This is a genomic window from Mangrovimonas xylaniphaga (assembly GCF_001280435.1).
Classification (GTDB): domain Bacteria; phylum Bacteroidota; class Bacteroidia; order Flavobacteriales; family Flavobacteriaceae; genus Mangrovimonas_A; species Mangrovimonas_A xylaniphaga.
The window spans coordinates 1,532,695-1,549,465 of the sequence record NZ_LBIP01000013.1 but is presented as its reverse complement, the minus strand read 5'-3'; the positions used below and the strand labels follow the sequence as shown (position 1 = coordinate 1,549,465).

The 16,771-nt window shown below is 38.8% G+C and carries 10 protein-coding genes; 5 read left to right on the top strand and 5 right to left on the bottom strand.

Annotated elements, in window-relative coordinates; genetic code table 11:
- Positions 1–9 precede the first annotated feature (9 nt).
- From ZA06_RS06845 to ZA06_RS06830, 4 genes are all read left to right on the top strand, one after another.
- Complete coding sequence (locus tag ZA06_RS06845; protein WP_053976630.1) at positions 10–1,089, top strand: tyrosine-protein phosphatase; 1,080 nt, start codon at positions 10–12, stop codon at positions 1,087–1,089.
- Between the two features lie 185 nt (positions 1,090–1,274).
- Positions 1,275–1,937: a YiiX/YebB-like N1pC/P60 family cysteine hydrolase gene (locus ZA06_RS06840; RefSeq protein WP_240472216.1), complete on the top strand. Its 663-nt coding sequence runs from the start codon at positions 1,275–1,277 to the stop codon at positions 1,935–1,937.
- A gap of 237 nt (positions 1,938–2,174) precedes the next feature.
- Positions 2,175–2,837 carry a LytR/AlgR family response regulator transcription factor gene (locus tag ZA06_RS06835; protein WP_053976629.1) on the top strand — a complete coding sequence of 221 codons (663 nt, stop codon included), beginning with the start codon at positions 2,175–2,177 and terminating at the stop codon, positions 2,835–2,837.
- A 210-nt stretch (positions 2,838–3,047) separates the two neighbouring features.
- On the top strand, positions 3,048–5,360 hold the full coding sequence (locus ZA06_RS06830; protein WP_082331946.1) for a LamG-like jellyroll fold domain-containing protein: 2,313 nt from the start codon (positions 3,048–3,050) through the stop codon (positions 5,358–5,360).
- A 512-nt stretch (positions 5,361–5,872) separates the two neighbouring features.
- Here ZA06_RS06830 and ZA06_RS06825 read toward each other — a convergent pair.
- Both ZA06_RS06825 and hutH read right to left on the bottom strand, forming a co-directional pair.
- The gene (locus ZA06_RS06825) at positions 5,873–7,876 is read right to left on the bottom strand and encodes a urocanate hydratase (RefSeq protein WP_053976627.1); all 2,004 of its coding nucleotides are present in this window, start codon (positions 7,874–7,876) and stop codon (positions 5,873–5,875) included.
- A gap of 13 nt (positions 7,877–7,889) precedes the next feature.
- On the bottom strand, positions 7,890–9,380 hold the full coding sequence (gene hutH, locus ZA06_RS06820) for a histidine ammonia-lyase (RefSeq protein ID WP_205625702.1): 1,491 nt from the start codon (positions 9,378–9,380) through the stop codon (positions 7,890–7,892).
- Between the two features lie 81 nt (positions 9,381–9,461).
- Here hutH and ZA06_RS06815 point away from each other — a divergent pair, with 81 nt between their 5' ends.
- The gene (locus ZA06_RS06815) at positions 9,462–10,349 is read left to right on the top strand and encodes a LysR substrate-binding domain-containing protein (protein WP_316931755.1); all 888 of its coding nucleotides are present in this window, start codon (positions 9,462–9,464) and stop codon (positions 10,347–10,349) included.
- 59 nt (positions 10,350–10,408) lie between these two features.
- On the opposite strand, the gene ZA06_RS17285 is transcribed toward ZA06_RS06815, so the two are convergent.
- From ZA06_RS17285 to ZA06_RS06800, 3 genes are all read right to left on the bottom strand, one after another.
- Positions 10,409–13,801, bottom strand: a complete 3,393-nt coding sequence (locus ZA06_RS17285; protein WP_157503133.1) for a T9SS type B sorting domain-containing protein — start codon at positions 13,799–13,801, stop codon at positions 10,409–10,411.
- 119 nt (positions 13,802–13,920) lie between these two features.
- Complete coding sequence (locus ZA06_RS06805) at positions 13,921–15,789, bottom strand: OmpA family protein (RefSeq protein WP_053976624.1); 1,869 nt, start codon at positions 15,787–15,789, stop codon at positions 13,921–13,923.
- Between the two features lie 20 nt (positions 15,790–15,809).
- Positions 15,810–16,745 carry a PorP/SprF family type IX secretion system membrane protein gene (locus tag ZA06_RS06800; protein ID WP_053976623.1) on the bottom strand — a complete coding sequence of 312 codons (936 nt, stop codon included), beginning with the start codon at positions 16,743–16,745 and terminating at the stop codon, positions 15,810–15,812.
- Between the last annotated feature and the right edge of the window lie 26 nt (positions 16,746–16,771).

Here is a 16,771-nt window from a genome sequence, read left to right as displayed (position 1 = left end):
CAGAACATCATGTCCATTCATAAATTTTTATACACGGGAGCCATAGCAACTTTGCTATGCTCCTGTGGCAACTACGAAAAAGCCGAACAACCCGCATACTCTTTGGATGAAACCATCCATGTTAAGCGTTTGGAAGACCATAATTACGAGTTACAATTGAACAAAACAGGGAACTGGAACATCTATACAGGTAACTCTCCAGAAACCATCAATTGGAGCAATGTTCAAGTACTTTCAGAGACCCAAAACATTTTGAACATCGCCAACCCACAGCCTGCAAAACGTCTGTTTTTTGCGGCCGTAAGCGAGAGTGACACCCTATACCTATCGGAACGTGAAATTGTACTGGAACACAGTTTCAATTTTAGGGACATAGGAGGGATTCCTACCAAAGATGGCAAACACACCAAATTTGGAATGCTGTACCGCTCAGGTGAAATTGCAGAAATGAGCAAAGAAGATTTGGCCTATATGAAAGAAATTGGCCTTGCAACCATTTTGGATTTGCGTTCCAATTATGAAATTGAAGAACAGCCAGACATGTATCCAGATGGCGTGAATTGGCTGCACATGCCTATTGGCAATATGGACAACAAAGATCCAAAGGCCATGCTTAAGCAAATTACCGATGCCGACCCAGAAACCTTTGATGGCGATGCCATGATGGAACAGTTTTCGGTAGAGTTCGTTGAACACCCTGAGCCTTTCAAGAAACTATTCCAAAAGATTGTGGAAGATGGGGATGATCCGATATTGTTCCACTGTAGTGCAGGAAAAGACCGCACCGGATTCACTTCTGCCTTTCTACTTTACACCTTGGGTGTTGACAAGGAAACCATTATGGACGAATACGTTCTTTCCAACTATTACAGATACCCTCACAACGAAAGCACCATCAAAAAAGCGGCAACCTTCTATGGCATCGACGAGCGTATTTTACGTCCCTTGATGGGGGTAAAACGTTCTTATTTGGAGCGCGGATTTAAAGAAATAGAAGCCAAATACGGCTCTGTAGACAACTTTTTGCAAACAGAAATAGGGGTTGACTCCTTAGTTCAAGCCAAATTAAGGCATCGATACTTAAGGTAATTTTTTGCAATTAGTTTTTTTAAGGCGGATGTTTTGTACATCCGCCTTTTTAATTATCACATAGGTAGTGTTAGCATCCCCGGAATATATCCTCCTTCCAAAAATTTTATCTATTTTGGCTACCATGTAGCGAACAACATGTGTTGTTATACACAATCTCAAAACAACTTAACTGTCATTTAGAGATGAAAAGACATCATTTTAAAATGCAAGAAAGACATATCACATTTCTTTTAATTGCTCTATTGACCGCAACATTACAAGCACAGGATGTCATTTTGCAGACTGGTGATGTATTGTTTAGGGAACCTGCTGAAAGCAGTTTATCCAAAGCCATCGATGCGGTTACCCAAACCGATAAAGCCACACATTTCTCCCATATGGGATTGGTTGAAAAAGTAGGTGATACCATTTTTGTATTGCACGCCGACACGGAAGGCGGTTCCTGCAAGATTAGTTTGCGAGAGTTTATCTATCCTCCCTCAGACAGTATACCGCAAGAAAGAACGGTGATCGCTTATCGCTTAAAACCCGACTATCAAAAAGCCATTCCTGACGCTATCAGCAAAGCCAAAACCATGTTGGGGAAGCCCTATAACTTTAGCTATGTCATGAATGACAGCAGCTATTATTGCTCTGGATTTGTATACAGAGCTTTTGTAAAAGACAGTATTTTTAAATTGAACCCCATGACGTTCAAGGATCCGGATACCGGCAAATTCAATCCCTCCTGGATTGCGTTATACAAAGAATTAGGCATGGACGTCCCCGAAAGCCTACCTGGCTGCAATCCCAACGGTATGGCCGCTTCTGAAAAATTAATGCTACTTGGAAAAGTTCGGCTGTAAAGAATTATAGTGCAAGAGTACTTTACTGTAAGATTTGAGACTATTTTAGTAGTTCTCGAACTCGTCACAGACGAGCGCTAGCCCAAGGTGAATGTGTCTTTAAAAATAATTTGACAGGTACCATAATGAATTTTAAAAGAAGAAATAGAGCTAAAATTGGTAGCTGTAATTTATTAAAAGATCAAGTTATATATGTAGTTTTAAGACCTAACGTTTTTTGTATTTGAGTTATATAAGATGCATAAAAAATTAAAAGTTTTAATTGTTGAAGATGAGGAGCTTCAAGCGAATCTTATTTTAGAAATTTTAAAAAGTGAAGGGTATTTTAATATCCAAATTACACATAATGTTCAGGATACTTTAATGGCCTTTAAAACTTTCAATCCTGAAATTGTGCTTTTAGACATAAATCTGCAAGGTAAAAATGATGGCATAGCACTTTCCAAAGAAAAAAATAAAGATGCTCAAGTAATTTTCATATCAGCCCAAAACGATTTACAAACAATAACTTTGGCGTTGAAAACCAAACCTGAAGCTTATTTTTCAAAACCAATAAAGAAACCTGATTTGTTGGCGGCTATAAACCTATGTTTTATAAAAAGCAAAAAAGAAACTATAAAAATAAAAAATGGGTATATTGAAGAGATAATACCTCTAAATGATATTTTATACTTAGTCTCTGATAGAAATTATATCGATATTATTACTACAAACAATAAATTTACCCTAAGATCTTCGTTGAGTCAATTTTTAAAACATGAACTTCCTAAGGATCGGTTTGTACAAATTCATCGTTCCATTGTGGTAAATAAAACCAAAATTAACAAAAAAGGAGCTTCATGGATAGAGGTAAACAATCAAGAATTGCCTATTTCTAGAAATTATCAGTTTAGCTTATAAATAAGGTTCTAATATTTAACCAGAAACCAATCCATTTAATTCGTAATACTTTTCTTTTAACTTTTAATAAATGTAAGTATTAATCTACATTTTCAATTATCCAATGAAATGCATTTTAGTACACAAACTTCTGTATTTAGTACCAAATCCCTCCAACTGTACTTTAGTTGCAATTACTTTTGCGCCCTAATTTTTTAAACTTATTTTAATATGAAACAAAAGTACTTTTTAGTGTTCTTATTCCTATCAGGGTTAAAAATGTTTTCACAAACAGATGCATTTATTGCTTCAACTTGTATCGGAACAACAACAGGTCCTCAATCAAGATTTTACACTCCTTTAGCCGGAGATTTTAATGGAGATTTGTACAAAGACATTATAGTTAAAGACGAATCGGGTGTTTATAGATTATACGCAAACGATGGCTCTAATAATTTTACAGGAACCCAAATTTTATCTGGTTTAGGCTGGAGTGACTTAATTGCTAAAGATTTAGATAATGATGGCGATATGGATATTGTTAGTACCGCTGGTAAAATCTTTATTAATGATGGTTCTGCTGTATTTACTGAATTAACAGGAACATTTTTTACTGCATCTGGTTCTATTAGCAAGGTTATTGTTGCCGATTTTAATAAAGATGAAAAACAAGACATACTTTGGTTAAATGGATCTTTGAATTCTATAAACAATAATCAATTATGGGTAAACAGCGGTACCACGGGTAATGCAAGCTTTACTTTGGCAGAAGAATTTGATAACCAAGGTGTTTTTGCTAACAATGGTGCCATAGAAGGTGATATTGACAATGATGGAGACATAGATTTGGTGCTTTGTGGCACAGGAGGCTGGAACGGTAAAGTCTTTACTAATAATGGTAACGGTATATTTACGAATAGTCAAAATTTAACAACCTATACAGGAACTGGTTTTATGGCAGATTGGGATAAAGATGGCGATCTCGATTTTTTAGCTAGTGATTATTATAATAATTGGGGCTTACGTTTATGGGAAAATGATGGAACAGGAACATTTGGAGCACCTTCTGCAAATTCCTTAGTATCGGTTATAGCAAATTATACGGTTACAGCTTTGGTTGATTTAAATGGTGATACTTGGCTTGATGCTGTGTATGCTGGTAAAACTGGTTCTGGAGCTAGATATTATATTAATTCAGGTTGTGGACTTACACTTAATAGTCAAGAGTTGCCTAACGCATATAATGGTACGGCAATCGCAGATTTTAATAACGACGATAAACTAGATATTTTTTGTTCAGCAAGAGATTTTCAATCGTGTGTTTATATTAACGATTTAAATACACAGTCTTATGTTGCCATTACAGCGCCTACAGTTTCTTCACCAGTTGATTATGCCTTAGGTGACACAGCAAGTGAGCTTTTGGCTACAGGATCCAACCTTTTATGGTATACGGCTTCTACAGGCGGAGCAAGCACTTCTAATGCACCAACACCAGAAACCACCAGTACAGGAACCACTTCATATTGGGTTAGCTCTACTAATGATAATGGCTGTGAAAGTGAACGAGTGGAAATTGTTGTAAATGTTTATGAGCCTGCTACCCACTTGAATTTTGATGGTGTTAACGATCATGTGAATTTAGGACCATCTATCTCTACCCATTTAAATAATAAAACAGCTTTGACCATTGAAGCATGGATTAATCCCACTACTTTAAACGGTTGGAATAATATTTTGACCGATTATAATGGATCTTACAATAAGCTATTGTTACGTGTAAGAAATAATAATAACATCCAATTTTGGTTAAATAGCACTGCTTTAAATGCTTCGTTTGATGTGCCTTTAAATACTTGGACTCATATTGCAGCCGTTTATGATGGTACCAATATGCATGTGTATGCAAACGGAAATTTAATAGCTTCGCAAGCAGCTCCAACAAGTTTACCTGTAGGTACAAATATATTCCATATTGGTTCAAGAGTTGGAGGCACAGAATATTTTACTGGAAATATTGATGAGTTACGTATTTGGAGTGTAGCTAGAACAGAAGCACAAATTAACAATTATATTTCTTGTGAATTACAAGGAAATGAAAGTGATTTGGTAGCTTATTACAAGTTTAATCAAGGAGTTGATACAGTAAATAATTCAGGTATTTCTAGTTTATTCGATACAACATCAAACGCAATTAATGGTACACTAACCAATTTTGCAATAAATGGTGCTACTTCAAATTGGTTAGCGGGATCGACAGTTACTACAAACAGTACATGTGCAACATTAAGCTCGCAAGACATCAATACTCTTGATCAAGAGTTTAGAATCTATCCAAATCCATCAACAGGTTTCTTTTCCTTCGATAGTAAAACGGCTTTAAATATTGAAGTTTACAACATATTAGGAAAAATGGTATTGAATCAAGATTTAAAAACAGGGATACACACTATCGATATCTCTAAGTTTCCTAACGGAATTTATATTTTAAAAGCAGCTAATAGTTCTCGTAAAATAACGACTTATAAATTAGTTAAACAGTAATATTTTGATTGCTTTTTAAATATTCCAATACATAAAGAGGTCGTCTAAAAGTAATTTTTAGACGATTTTCTTTTTCAAGTCTGTTTATTTTTTTGTGTTGTACTTTTTTGAGCTAAAAGTGTAAAGCTCGCTTACTGCAAGCAGGTAAAAAAAACTCCTAAGCAGTCCCTTATATTACTAAACTGAACTTTTAAAATTATGTACTCAAGCTAGCACCCGTTGTAAACAGGAGTTTTTTTCTCAGCCATAAATCCGCAAAACACTCTGCTTCAACATTTATAAAAGCTTTAACACTCGTCACAAAAGAGTGCTAGCGGTAAATGTCAATTTGTAAAAAAACACTACTTAAAAAACAAAAAAGCCCTGTCGTAAAACAGCACTTTTATTTATTATTTCTCTTCAAAACTTAACATCAAGTTAGATTAACGGAAGAGTACAAAAAGAGATTCCTCCTTCGTCGGAATGACAAAACTCATCTCTACTCCATTCCTTTTAACTTCAAACTGCTAACCTCATACTTCAAACAAATCCGTCAAGACATCCTCAGCCACCAAGTGAGGCAAGGTCACCTTTAGACTTGGCGTACGCTGCATCTCGCGTTCAATAGCAAATCTTGCTTCTTTGTTTCTGGCCCAACTACGTCTCGCGATACCGTTATTGACATCGTAAAACAACATGCTTTTTAGGCGTGCTTCGGCCTCCTTGGTACCGTCCAACAGCATTCCAAAACCACCGTTGATCACTTCTCCCCAGCCAACACCACCACCGTTGTGGATAGACACCCAGGTAGCGCCTCTAAAACTGTCGCCTATCACGTTTTGAATGGCCATATCAGCCGTAAACTTACTGCCATCATAAATGTTGGAAGTTTCGCGATATGGAGAATCGGTACCACTCACATCGTGGTGATCGCGCCCCAATACCACAGGGCCAATTTTTCCTTCTGCAATGGCATTATTAAAAGCTTCGGCTATTTTGGCGCGCCCTTCTGCATCGGCATATAGAATTCTGGCTTGTGAACCCACCACCATTTTGTTCTGCTTTGCATTTTTAATCCAAGTAATGTTGTCCTGCATTTGCAATTGGATTTCCTCTGGAGACACTTCCATAATTTGCTGCAGCACTTCCATGGCAATTTGGTCCGTTGCATCTAAATCCTCGGGCTTTCCAGACGTACACACCCAACGGAAGGGTCCAAAACCATAGTCGAAACACATAGGTCCCAAAATATCCTGAACATAGGAAGGATATCTAAAATCGATTTGATTTTCGGCCATCACATCGGCACCTGCACGAGAGGCTTCCAACAAAAAGGCATTTCCATAATCGAAGAAATACGTGCCTTTGGCTGTATGTTTGTTGATTGCCGTGGCATGACGACGTAAACTTTCCTGAACTTTTTCCTTAAACACTTCCGGCTCCTCACGAATCAAGCGATTGGATTCCTCATAACTCACATCCACAGGATAGTAACCACCCGTCCACGGAATGTGTAAAGAGGTTTGATCTGACCCTACATGGATAAAGATATTTTCTTCATCAAAACGCTCCCAGACCTCCACAATATTTCCAATGTAAGCAATGGAAACCACTTCGTTGGCCTCTTGCGCTTTTTTCACACGAGTAATCAAAGCCTCCATAGAGTCTATCAACTCATCTACCCAACCCTGTTGGTGACGTTTGGTGGCCGCTTTTGGATTCACTTCGGCACACACCGTGATACAACCCGCAATATTCCCTGCCTTAGGCTGCGCACCACTCATACCTCCCAAACCAGCGGTTAAAAATATTTTTCCAGAGGAAGACTCCTCTTTCTTCAGTATTTTTCTAAAGGCGTTCATCACGGTAATCGTGGTTCCGTGTACAATTCCCTGCGGACCGATATACATAAAAGATCCCGCAGTCATTTGTCCATATTGGGTAACTCCCAAAGCGTTGAACTTTTCCCAATCGTCCGGTTGGGAATAGTTAGGAATCATCATCCCATTAGTTACCACCACTCTGGGCGCTGCTTTAGACGATGGGAACAATCCCATGGGGTGGCCAGAGTACATATGCAAAGTCTGCTCCTCTGTCATAGTGGCCAAATATTTCATGGTCAACAAGTATTGCGCCCAGTTTTGAAACACAGCACCATTTCCTCCATAGGTAATCAATTCCTCAGGGTGCTGAGCTACGGCAGGATCCAAATTATTTTGAATCATCAACTGGATAGCTGCCGCCTGTGAACATTGTGCCGGATACTCCGAAATAGGTCGCGCATACAAATCGTAATCGGGTTTGAAACGGTACATATAAATGCGTCCGTATTCTTTCAATTCCTCGGCAAATTCAGGCGCCAAAATCGCATGCCAAGCTTCTGGGAAATATCTTAAAGCATTTCTAACGGCTAATTGCTTGTCTTCTTTTGATAGGATATCCTTTCGTTTTGGGGCTCTATTAATGCCTTCCGGATAGGCCTTTTTTGCCGGTAACTCTGTTGGAATTCCTTGTAATATCTGTTCTTGAAATGTCATATCGCTTTTTGTTTTACTGCACCCTAAAGGCTTGTTCTTTTACAAATTGAATGATGGCATAAATATCGTCCTTCAACACACGGTCATCTTCCAACTTCGCCACTTTACTTCTGATCAACTTAAAGTTTTCTTCCACAATATCGGAAAAGGTATTTGGTCGTCTAAATTCCAATGCTTGGGCTGCATACATTAACTCGATGGCCAAAATCTTTTCAATATTCCCCAAAATTTGGTTGAACTTACGCCCAGAGATACTTCCCATAGACACGTGGTCTTCCTGTCCTAAAGACGTTGGCACACTGTCTGCGGAAGGAGGGAAACACAAAGATTTGTTCTCGGTTACCAAAGCCGCTGTAGTGTATTGCGGAATCATAAAACCTGAATTCAACCCTCCAGATTCGGTTAGTAGACGTGGCAATCCAAACTTACCTTCCAACAACAAATAACATCTTCTGTCGGCGATATTTCCTAATTCCGAAGCTGCTATCGAGGCATAATCCAAGGCCATTGCCAAGGGTTGTCCGTGGAAATTTCCACCAGAAATCGCTTCGGTTTCACTCAACACAATTGGGTTATCGGTTACCGAGTTCATCTCAATTTCTGCCAATTCATTTAAATGATAGAAAGCATTTCTTGAAGCCCCGTGCACCTGCGGAATACAACGCATGGAATAAGGATCCTGCACGCGGGCACAATCCAAATGCGATTTGATATTTTGCGAATCCTTAAACAGTCGGCGCATGCGCTCGGCTACTTTTAGATTTCCTTGAAATGGTCTAATGGTATGCAGCGCTTCCTTAAATGGCGAGGCACTTCCTTGGTAGCCCTCAATACTCATGGCTCCGGCCACATCTGCCAAGTCCAAAAGATATGCCATTTTTTTGAGCCCTTTGATGGCGTGGGCCAAAATAAACTGGGTGCCGTTGATCAATCCCAAACCTTCTTTAGCCTGTAATTGGATAGGCTCCAAATTATGTGCTTTTAAGACCTCTGCGGCAGGTTTAATGACATCGCCTACCCAAAACTCACCTTCGCCCAACAACGGCAAAAATAAATGCGATAAAGGCGCCAAATCACCCGATGCTCCTACCGAACCTTGTTCAGGAACTACTGGCAACAAATTATTTTCAATACAGTACAACAATCGGTCGATCACTTCCATTCTCACCCCTGAAAATCCTTGACATAAGGCCTGCACCTTACAGATCATCATGATTTTGGACAACTCCTTATCAATCGGGTTTCCTACACCAACGGCATGGGTAATTACCAAGTTCTCCTGTAATTTACTGGTTTCCTCAGGGGTAATCTGTACATCGCACAAGGGACCAAATCCTGTATTGATTCCGTACACGGCCTTATCGGAATTGGCCATGATTTCTACCTTTTGTCTACATTCATTTACTTTAGCCTTGGCCTCTTCGGTCACAATCCCTTTCAAAGTTCCTTCTGCAAGGGCCATTACGGTGTCTACCGAAAGCTTATCTATACCATATTTAAACATCATTCTCTCTCGTTTTCTATTAGTTTTTACAAAGTTATCGCTATTTTTGATAGCAAATAATATCAATTACATCACTCATTGATGCCTATAAGTAATCAAATAGAATTGCGTCACCTGCATTATTTTTTGGCTGTCGCCGAAGAATTGCACTTTAGAAAAGCGGCCGATAAACTGTTTATCTCCCAACCAGGGTTAAGCAGACAAATTAAACAGTTGGAAGAATTGTTGGGCATCACACTTTTTGAGCGTCATAACCGAGATGTAAAACTTACCAAGGCTGGCGCCTATCTTCATGCTGAAATCAGCAGAAACATATCCCGACTAGATGGCATTTTTGAACATGCCAAACTTTTACAGGACGGCAAGCAGGGCCGCCTTAATTTTGGTTATGTAGGCTCGGCGATGCAGGAGCTTATTCCCAGATTGCTTTTGGCTTTTGAAGAAGAACACCCCAATGTGATCTTTAGTCTTAAGGAAATGGACAACCAAAGTCAAATAGACAGTCTTATTGCCCATGATATTGACATTGGTTTTGTGAGATTGGAACGCGTCCCCAGAGGACTTTCTATCAAACAGATTTTAAAGGAACCCTTTTGTTTGGTACTTCCGAAGGATCACCCACTGGACAACAGCAATTTTAAAAGCTTGACCCAATTAAAGAACGAATCCTTTATTCTTTTCGACCCCAAGTATAGCACGTCCTATTACGAAAAAGTAATGCAAATTTTTGATGATAGTGGCTTTAGTCCAATTGTGTCCCATAATACCATTCACGCCGATTCCATTTATTCGCTAATAAAAAATAAGTTTGGGGTTTCCATCGTTCCTAAATCCCTTCAAGTGGGCCATGACCCTGGCGTGAAGTTTATTGAACTTTCCAAGATTCCACAACGCACTGTTTTGTCCATGATTTGGGACCCAAGCAACATGAATCCCAGCCTGGAGCATTTTATCCAACTTATCAAATAAAAAAAGCACCTATACCGAGTATAAGTGCCTTCCTTATTATTCCCTTAATAAATAATAATTTATCGTTTAATTGAGAAGTGTGCCTGGAATTGCTTTGGCACTCCCAATTCCTCATAGGTCAACACAAACCAATAATCTGTGGACGGCAATGGTTTTCCATTCAATGTTCCATCCCATGCCGCTCCAGAAGGTTTAATTTGAGCCAACACCTTTCCATAACGGTCATAAATTAGAATTTCTGCTTCAGGATGGTCATCTAATGCGAAAATATTCCAAACATCATTGTTACCATCATTGTTAGGCGTAAACATCTTAGGATAATCAATAATTCTAATATTCTCAATTACCAATGGGTCACAAGGAGTTTCTGTTTTCATATCATACACATACACGGTATGCAAACCACCGCTTACATTGGTAAACACCCCTCCATTATCCACAATAGGCCCATCATCCAACTGGAACCAATAGTCGCCATATCCTTCAACTTCAACAATAATACTTGGACTGGACGAGAATGCTCCTGATTGGCTCACACTCACCAATACCGCTTGACTCGACTGAAACACTTCAAAAGCCTGACTGATTTCAGACGTACAATTGGTTTCAGATTCAATTTCCTCTATAGATAAAGTATATTGCCCAGGCGACGCCGTGTCTACAGTATAAGTTCCCTGAGTAGCCCCTACAATTACAGTTCCATTCAAATACCATGTATAAGCATAATTAGGGTCTTGTAAATCACTTACCAAGGTCACAGAATTCAATACCTCTCCTGTTTCATAATCCACACAAATCGTATTATTTCCGTCTTGAGAATAAATTTCAGGATTCAATAAAGGTGCTACGGTATATTCAAAAGAAGTAGTATCATAACACTCGTCAGGAATGTTATTGTTCTCAACTCTTATATAAATGGTTTCTCCATAAGCTACGGTATTTATATAAGCGGCAGGATCTTCAATAGGGTTATCTCCATTTTCAGCATCCTCGGCAGAAAGGTAATAACTCACAGAAAAATCAGTAGGATTTTGACCATTAAGAACTTCTGCATTTAAACTTGTTAAATCAAAGGCCGAATACCCATCATTTTCTCCATCGTAATCACAAACAATCATCGGCTCTGGCATGTTGGCAACAGCTGCGGCCTCGACATTCAATTGATATGGAAAAATTTCAGAACATCCAGTTTCATTAGCAACAATTTCCACATAAATAGTTTGATTGAACTCTGTGGCGTTCGTATATGGGTTTACCGTAATTTGATTGTTCCCAGTTGCATCTTCATAGAAAGTTACTGTAAAATCCGATGAATTTTGACCAGTTCCCAATATAGTATCAATTTCAGCCACTAAATCAAAATCATAGTATCCGCTTACATCAGGACTACAAACCGTCATGCTACCTTCTGCAATGGTTGGTATTGGTTGTACTTCCAAATCAAAACTGAATACAGCATAACACTCTGTTGTTCCTGCATTAGCACTAGTAACCCTCACATATACAGTAGACGAACCAGACACATAGTTACTAACGTTAGGAATAGCATTATCTCCAGACTCGGCATCAGCTAGACTAGTATGATAGGAGAAGGTTAAGTTGGCAATCCCATTTGCAATGGTAGTTTCATATTGTGTTAAATCGAAAGGCTCTTGACTGTCATTAGGAGTTTGTTCATCACATAGTACTATAGGCGACAAAACCGTTGTACTAGGATCTGGTAATACGGTTATTTCCAAAACTAAGGCGGCCGTATTTACACATGCCGAACCTGCCGTAGACACTCTTATTCCCACTACTGTTTGGGGGTTAGGCGTTGCTGTAAAGGCATTTGGGTTAGGAATTACTCCCGTATTGTCCAAAGCGTCTTGCTCTGTAAAATGATAAGTCACGACATAATCAGATGGATTATCGGCATTGGCCAAAATTTCAGATTCATAATCCAACAAGTTAAACGTGTATTCCCCATCTCCATCGGTATCACATTCGGAGACTAGATACTCATCCTCCAATTCCAATATAGTCATTACCTCAATAGCGACCACATTATCGAGGTCCAACGAACAAAATGGAGAGGTTGCGCTGGTTACAGATTCTAGAGTAACTTCTGTAGTGGTCATTAAATCTGGAAATTGCAAATTGAAATTCCCAGTAGCATCAAGGGTTATGGTTTCAGAAGCTCCACTTCCTATATGATATACTATGGTTGCATTGGCTTCCCCAGTAAAAGTCATTTCCCCCATTTCTCCCTCACATATTGGAGAATTAGTATTAACTGTAGGGATTGTATTTGGATTTACCTTGATTTCGATTGTTTCGGCAATAGATCTAGTACAGCCATTACTTTCTGCAAATGTAACGTACTTCATATCTATAGTTGTATCCTCAGTAAATGTCATATTCAAAGTTGCAGAACCGGTTTCGTCCAACAAAATTTCCTCATAAGGAGGTTTCGCCCCATTTATACTATAGGCTACAATGGCATTTGGAGATCCCGTAAAATTAAATATGGACTCCTCACCATAACAGATTTCTAAACTATTCACTTCTACACTAGCCTCAGGGCGTGGTAATATCAACAAATTGAATTCTGTTACATCATAACAGCCTGATGCATTGGTCACCTTAGCATATATTTGTGTGGTAGCCGCTGTAGAAAAGTATAATTGGTCTGAAGGAACTTCATTAATGCTATCAGTAGCATCAGACAAACTGTGATAAAATGTAACAGTATTATTTGGATCAGAATTGATATCACTTACTACTTGTCCTAAATCAAAAAAAGCGGTTCCATTATTAGAACAGTTAACTTGATCTTCAATATCATTAGCTACTGGCGATTCTGGAAATGCTCCAGTACCCCTTGTAGCAGTACCTGTCCACTCTATTGAAAACCCACCCCCATCATAAGGACGGTCTATGATCAAATAATAACTTTCACCAGGTTGAACCCCTATCTCACGTACCCAACCATTTCCAGAGCTCGGTGGGGAATGTGTTGCTAAAGAAGTAGAATTCATTCCTGTTAGGTTAGACGTCAAGTTCAACTCACCGGGATTGGTCATAGAACAACGTAGGGGATCAATATTTGCCTGACCTTGTGCGTCTTTACTTTTTATCTCCTCACAGCTTACATTTGGCCCAAAAAGCCAAAAATCAAAATCCTCATCAATAGAGGGATTATCTGGAGTCAATATAAACCCCAAGTTTCCGTCTTGTACAATATCAAACTTTAACCATACAGAATTGTGCTCAAGGTTTCCACAACCATACAAATCCCATTCAGCTCCATAGCCATCAGCATTGGAATTGAAAGTTCCATTCCCGCAAATTGTTATGGCGTTTACACAATCACTAGGCAATCCATCAACATTTGTTTGTGCACTAAGCCTGAACAGGAACATTATAAAAAGGCCAAACATTAAAAATTTCCTCATATTAACTTTCTTCATTACATAATTTAAAACTCCAATAGTCAACCTGCAATCTCAAAATTGCAAATTGACTATTAGCTGTTTACAGTTATTTTTAAGTTTTTGGCTGGTCGGCAAATGTATATAAAAAAATGAAATTACTTTTTAACGATCAGGAATTCTGAGCGTCTATTTTGTGCATCCTCTTCTTTTGTACACTTAGACTTACAGTCTATTTTTGGTTCTGAACTTCCCATTCCCTTAGCCGAAAGTCGATCCTTAGCAATGCCTTTAGAAATTAGATATTGCACCGTTGCTTGCGCACGTCTTTCAGATAGTTTTTGGTTGTACTCGTGATTCCCTTTGGTATCGGTATGTGAACGCACCAAGATTTCCATTTCTGGATATTCCTTCATAACGCCCACTAATCGATCCAATTCAAAGGCGCCTTGTTGAGTAATGTTGCTCTTGTCGAATTCAAAATAAATATTGTTCAACTTCACCTCAGTTTCTGTAATCAATTCATGCTCTGGCTCCAAAACTACGGTTACGTTGGTAGTCCCTCCTTTGCTTGGTGAGACTTGAGCACTCGCTGTTTTGTAGCCTTGTCTTGACACATTAAAATAGTAAGCCGTTTCACATTCTACTTTAAAAGCAGCTGTACCACTAGCATCGTTATCTTTTGTCGCAATAACGTTATTTTGGCTGTCCAAAATTGATACTGAAGCATTTGTCAATACTGAGCCAGAAATAGCGTCCTTCACCAAGGCCACAGCCTCAGCAATACAAACAGGAATAGCCTTATAAATATTGTCTACACCTGTTCTATTTGAAGAAAAATAGCCAACATTATACTTAGTATTCACACTAAAAGAGAAGTCGTCACTTTTAGTATTTACAGGCTTTCCCAAGTTAATGGCGTCTTCATTTTTGCCCAAGTCCACTTTAAAAATATCAAAACCACCCAAACCTTGCTTTCCTGTAGACGCAAAGTATAAAATATGGTCTTCACTAATAAAAGGGAATCCTTCTTTACCAGCAGTGTTCACATTAGCACCAAGATTTTCAGGAGTACCATAAGCACCTCCATTAACACTTACTTTCCAAATATCGGTATCTCCAAAACCACCTGGCATGTTAGAAGCGAAGTATAACGTTTGTCCATCAGCGCTTAAACTTGGGTGACTTACAGAATACTCTGTACTGTTGAATGGCAAGGCTTGAATGTTTCCCCACTTACCATCTTGCTTAGTAGCACTGTACAAACCTTGTTGCCCAACTTTTACGTTGTTCTTCTTTACTTTTTTATAGTTTCCAGTACTCAAACCATCACGAGCAAAAATCATGGTATTCCCATCGGCACTTAAGGTAATTGGCCCATCGTGGAACGGTGTATTTAAGCTTTTCAATTCTTCTGGTTCAGATAAGGTCCCGTCCTCATTTCTAACCGACTGGTAAATGTCCAAATATGGTCTATCTGTCCAATTATCCTTTTTGTTACTCCCTCTAGAACTCACAAAATACAAGGTATTGTCATTAGATAGCACACTACCAAAATCACTCTGCTCTTGGTTGTTAATATCCACATTTTCCACATCAAACAACTTTGATTGGTCAGCCAAACGTGGTACATAGTTTGGATTTTTCATGTGGGTAATAGCGCGTTGATCTTCTGGCATCAGTTTGGCAAATACATCCATTTGTTTATTAGCCTCTTCATATTTCCCTTGAGATTTTAGAGTCTGAGCATAACGGTAATAGGTTTCGGCGTCCTGTGTTGTTTGCGTTGCCATAGCATACCATTTAGCAGCTTCCTCGGTATTGAAGACATTGTAGTAACAATCCCCCAACTGCTTGTACACATAGGTATCGGCACTTCTATTATCAACCAACTTTAAATAGGCATCGATAGCATCCATATACTGGTAGCTCTCAAACAATTGGTCGGCCTTTTCGGTTTGGGCGTTTTGTCCGTAGCTTGCTGCAACACACATCAGCAAACATAAAAGACTGTATATTTTTTTCATTTTTTAATGGCTTTTTGTGGTTAGAAAAATCTTGGTGAAACAGACACCTTCTTAGCAAAGTTCAAGTCGAACAATACCATAATTTCATGCGATCCTGAAGTACCTCCACTTAAATCGGAAGTGATGGCATCGTAAGCATACCCTACTCTTAAATTTGGAGTAATGGCAAAGTTTACCAATCCTGAAACTGAATCATCCAAACGGTAAGAGGCTCCCAATTCAAAGCGCTCAAAGAATAAAACATTCGCAGAGACATCCAAAGATGTTGGCGCATTGAATGCCGATTTCAACATAAAAGAAGGCTTGAACTTGGTATTTTCTGAAAGGTCAAACACATACCCCCCTGTTAAGAAGTAATGTAATTCTTCTGAACCAAATGTGTATTCCTGACCATTGTTGGTCACATCCAAGTGGGTGCTTTTTAACATATTGGGCACAGAAAGGGCCACATAATATTTATCTGTGTAATAGAAAAATCCTGAACCAATGTTCAAATAGGTATTACTTGTATTTTGGCTAAAGGCCTCATCAGTAGCATCCACAACGTATCCATTACCAATATCACTCCATAATCCAATATTTTGGAAGGTTGCGCCAGCTTTCATACCAAAAGCCAAACGGTGTTCTCCACCTAAATTTAAGGTATAAGAGAAATCGGCGTACACGTTGTTTTCTTCAACTGGTCCGATTTTATCCGAGATAACAGATAATCCCATCCCTACTTTTTCACCTACTGGGCTGTGGATAGAAAATGTAGCCGTTTTAGGCGCACCATCAATATCTACCCATTGCGATCTGTACAACAACCCTATAGATAAATTATCTTTAGAACCTGCATAGGCAGGGTTAATCACGTTCATATTGTACATGTACTGTGTGTACTGCGGATCTTGTTGGGCCTTACCACTTACCATAAAAAGCAGTGCAAAGGCCAAAGTCACATATAATTTTTTCATCTGTGTAGTTTATGCTATAATTGGAA

What these genes read in the sequence shown, in the direction of transcription:
- ZA06_RS06815 (WP_316931755.1), top strand. Translation starts at nt 9,462, where the DNA reads ATGCCTATAAGTAATCAAATAGAATTGCGTCACCTGCATTATTTTTTG.
- ZA06_RS06830 (WP_082331946.1), top strand. Translation starts at nt 3,048, where the DNA reads ATGAAACAAAAGTACTTTTTAGTGTTCTTATTCCTATCAGGGTTAAAA.
- ZA06_RS06800 (WP_053976623.1), bottom strand. Translation starts at nt 16,745, where the DNA reads ATGAAAAAATTATATGTGACTTTGGCCTTTGCACTGCTTTTTATGGTA.
- ZA06_RS17285 (WP_157503133.1), bottom strand. Translation starts at nt 13,801, where the DNA reads ATGAAGAAAGTTAATATGAGGAAATTTTTAATGTTTGGCCTTTTTATA.
- ZA06_RS06805 (WP_053976624.1), bottom strand. Translation starts at nt 15,789, where the DNA reads ATGAAAAAAATATACAGTCTTTTATGTTTGCTGATGTGTGTTGCAGCA.
- ZA06_RS06835 (WP_053976629.1), top strand. Translation starts at nt 2,175, where the DNA reads ATGCATAAAAAATTAAAAGTTTTAATTGTTGAAGATGAGGAGCTTCAA.
- ZA06_RS06845 (WP_053976630.1), top strand. Translation starts at nt 10, where the DNA reads ATGTCCATTCATAAATTTTTATACACGGGAGCCATAGCAACTTTGCTA.
- ZA06_RS06825 (WP_053976627.1), bottom strand. Translation starts at nt 7,876, where the DNA reads ATGACATTTCAAGAACAGATATTACAAGGAATTCCAACAGAGTTACCG.
- ZA06_RS06840 (WP_240472216.1), top strand. Translation starts at nt 1,275, where the DNA reads ATGAAAAGACATCATTTTAAAATGCAAGAAAGACATATCACATTTCTT.
- hutH (WP_205625702.1), bottom strand. Translation starts at nt 9,380, where the DNA reads ATGTTTAAATATGGTATAGATAAGCTTTCGGTAGACACCGTAATGGCC.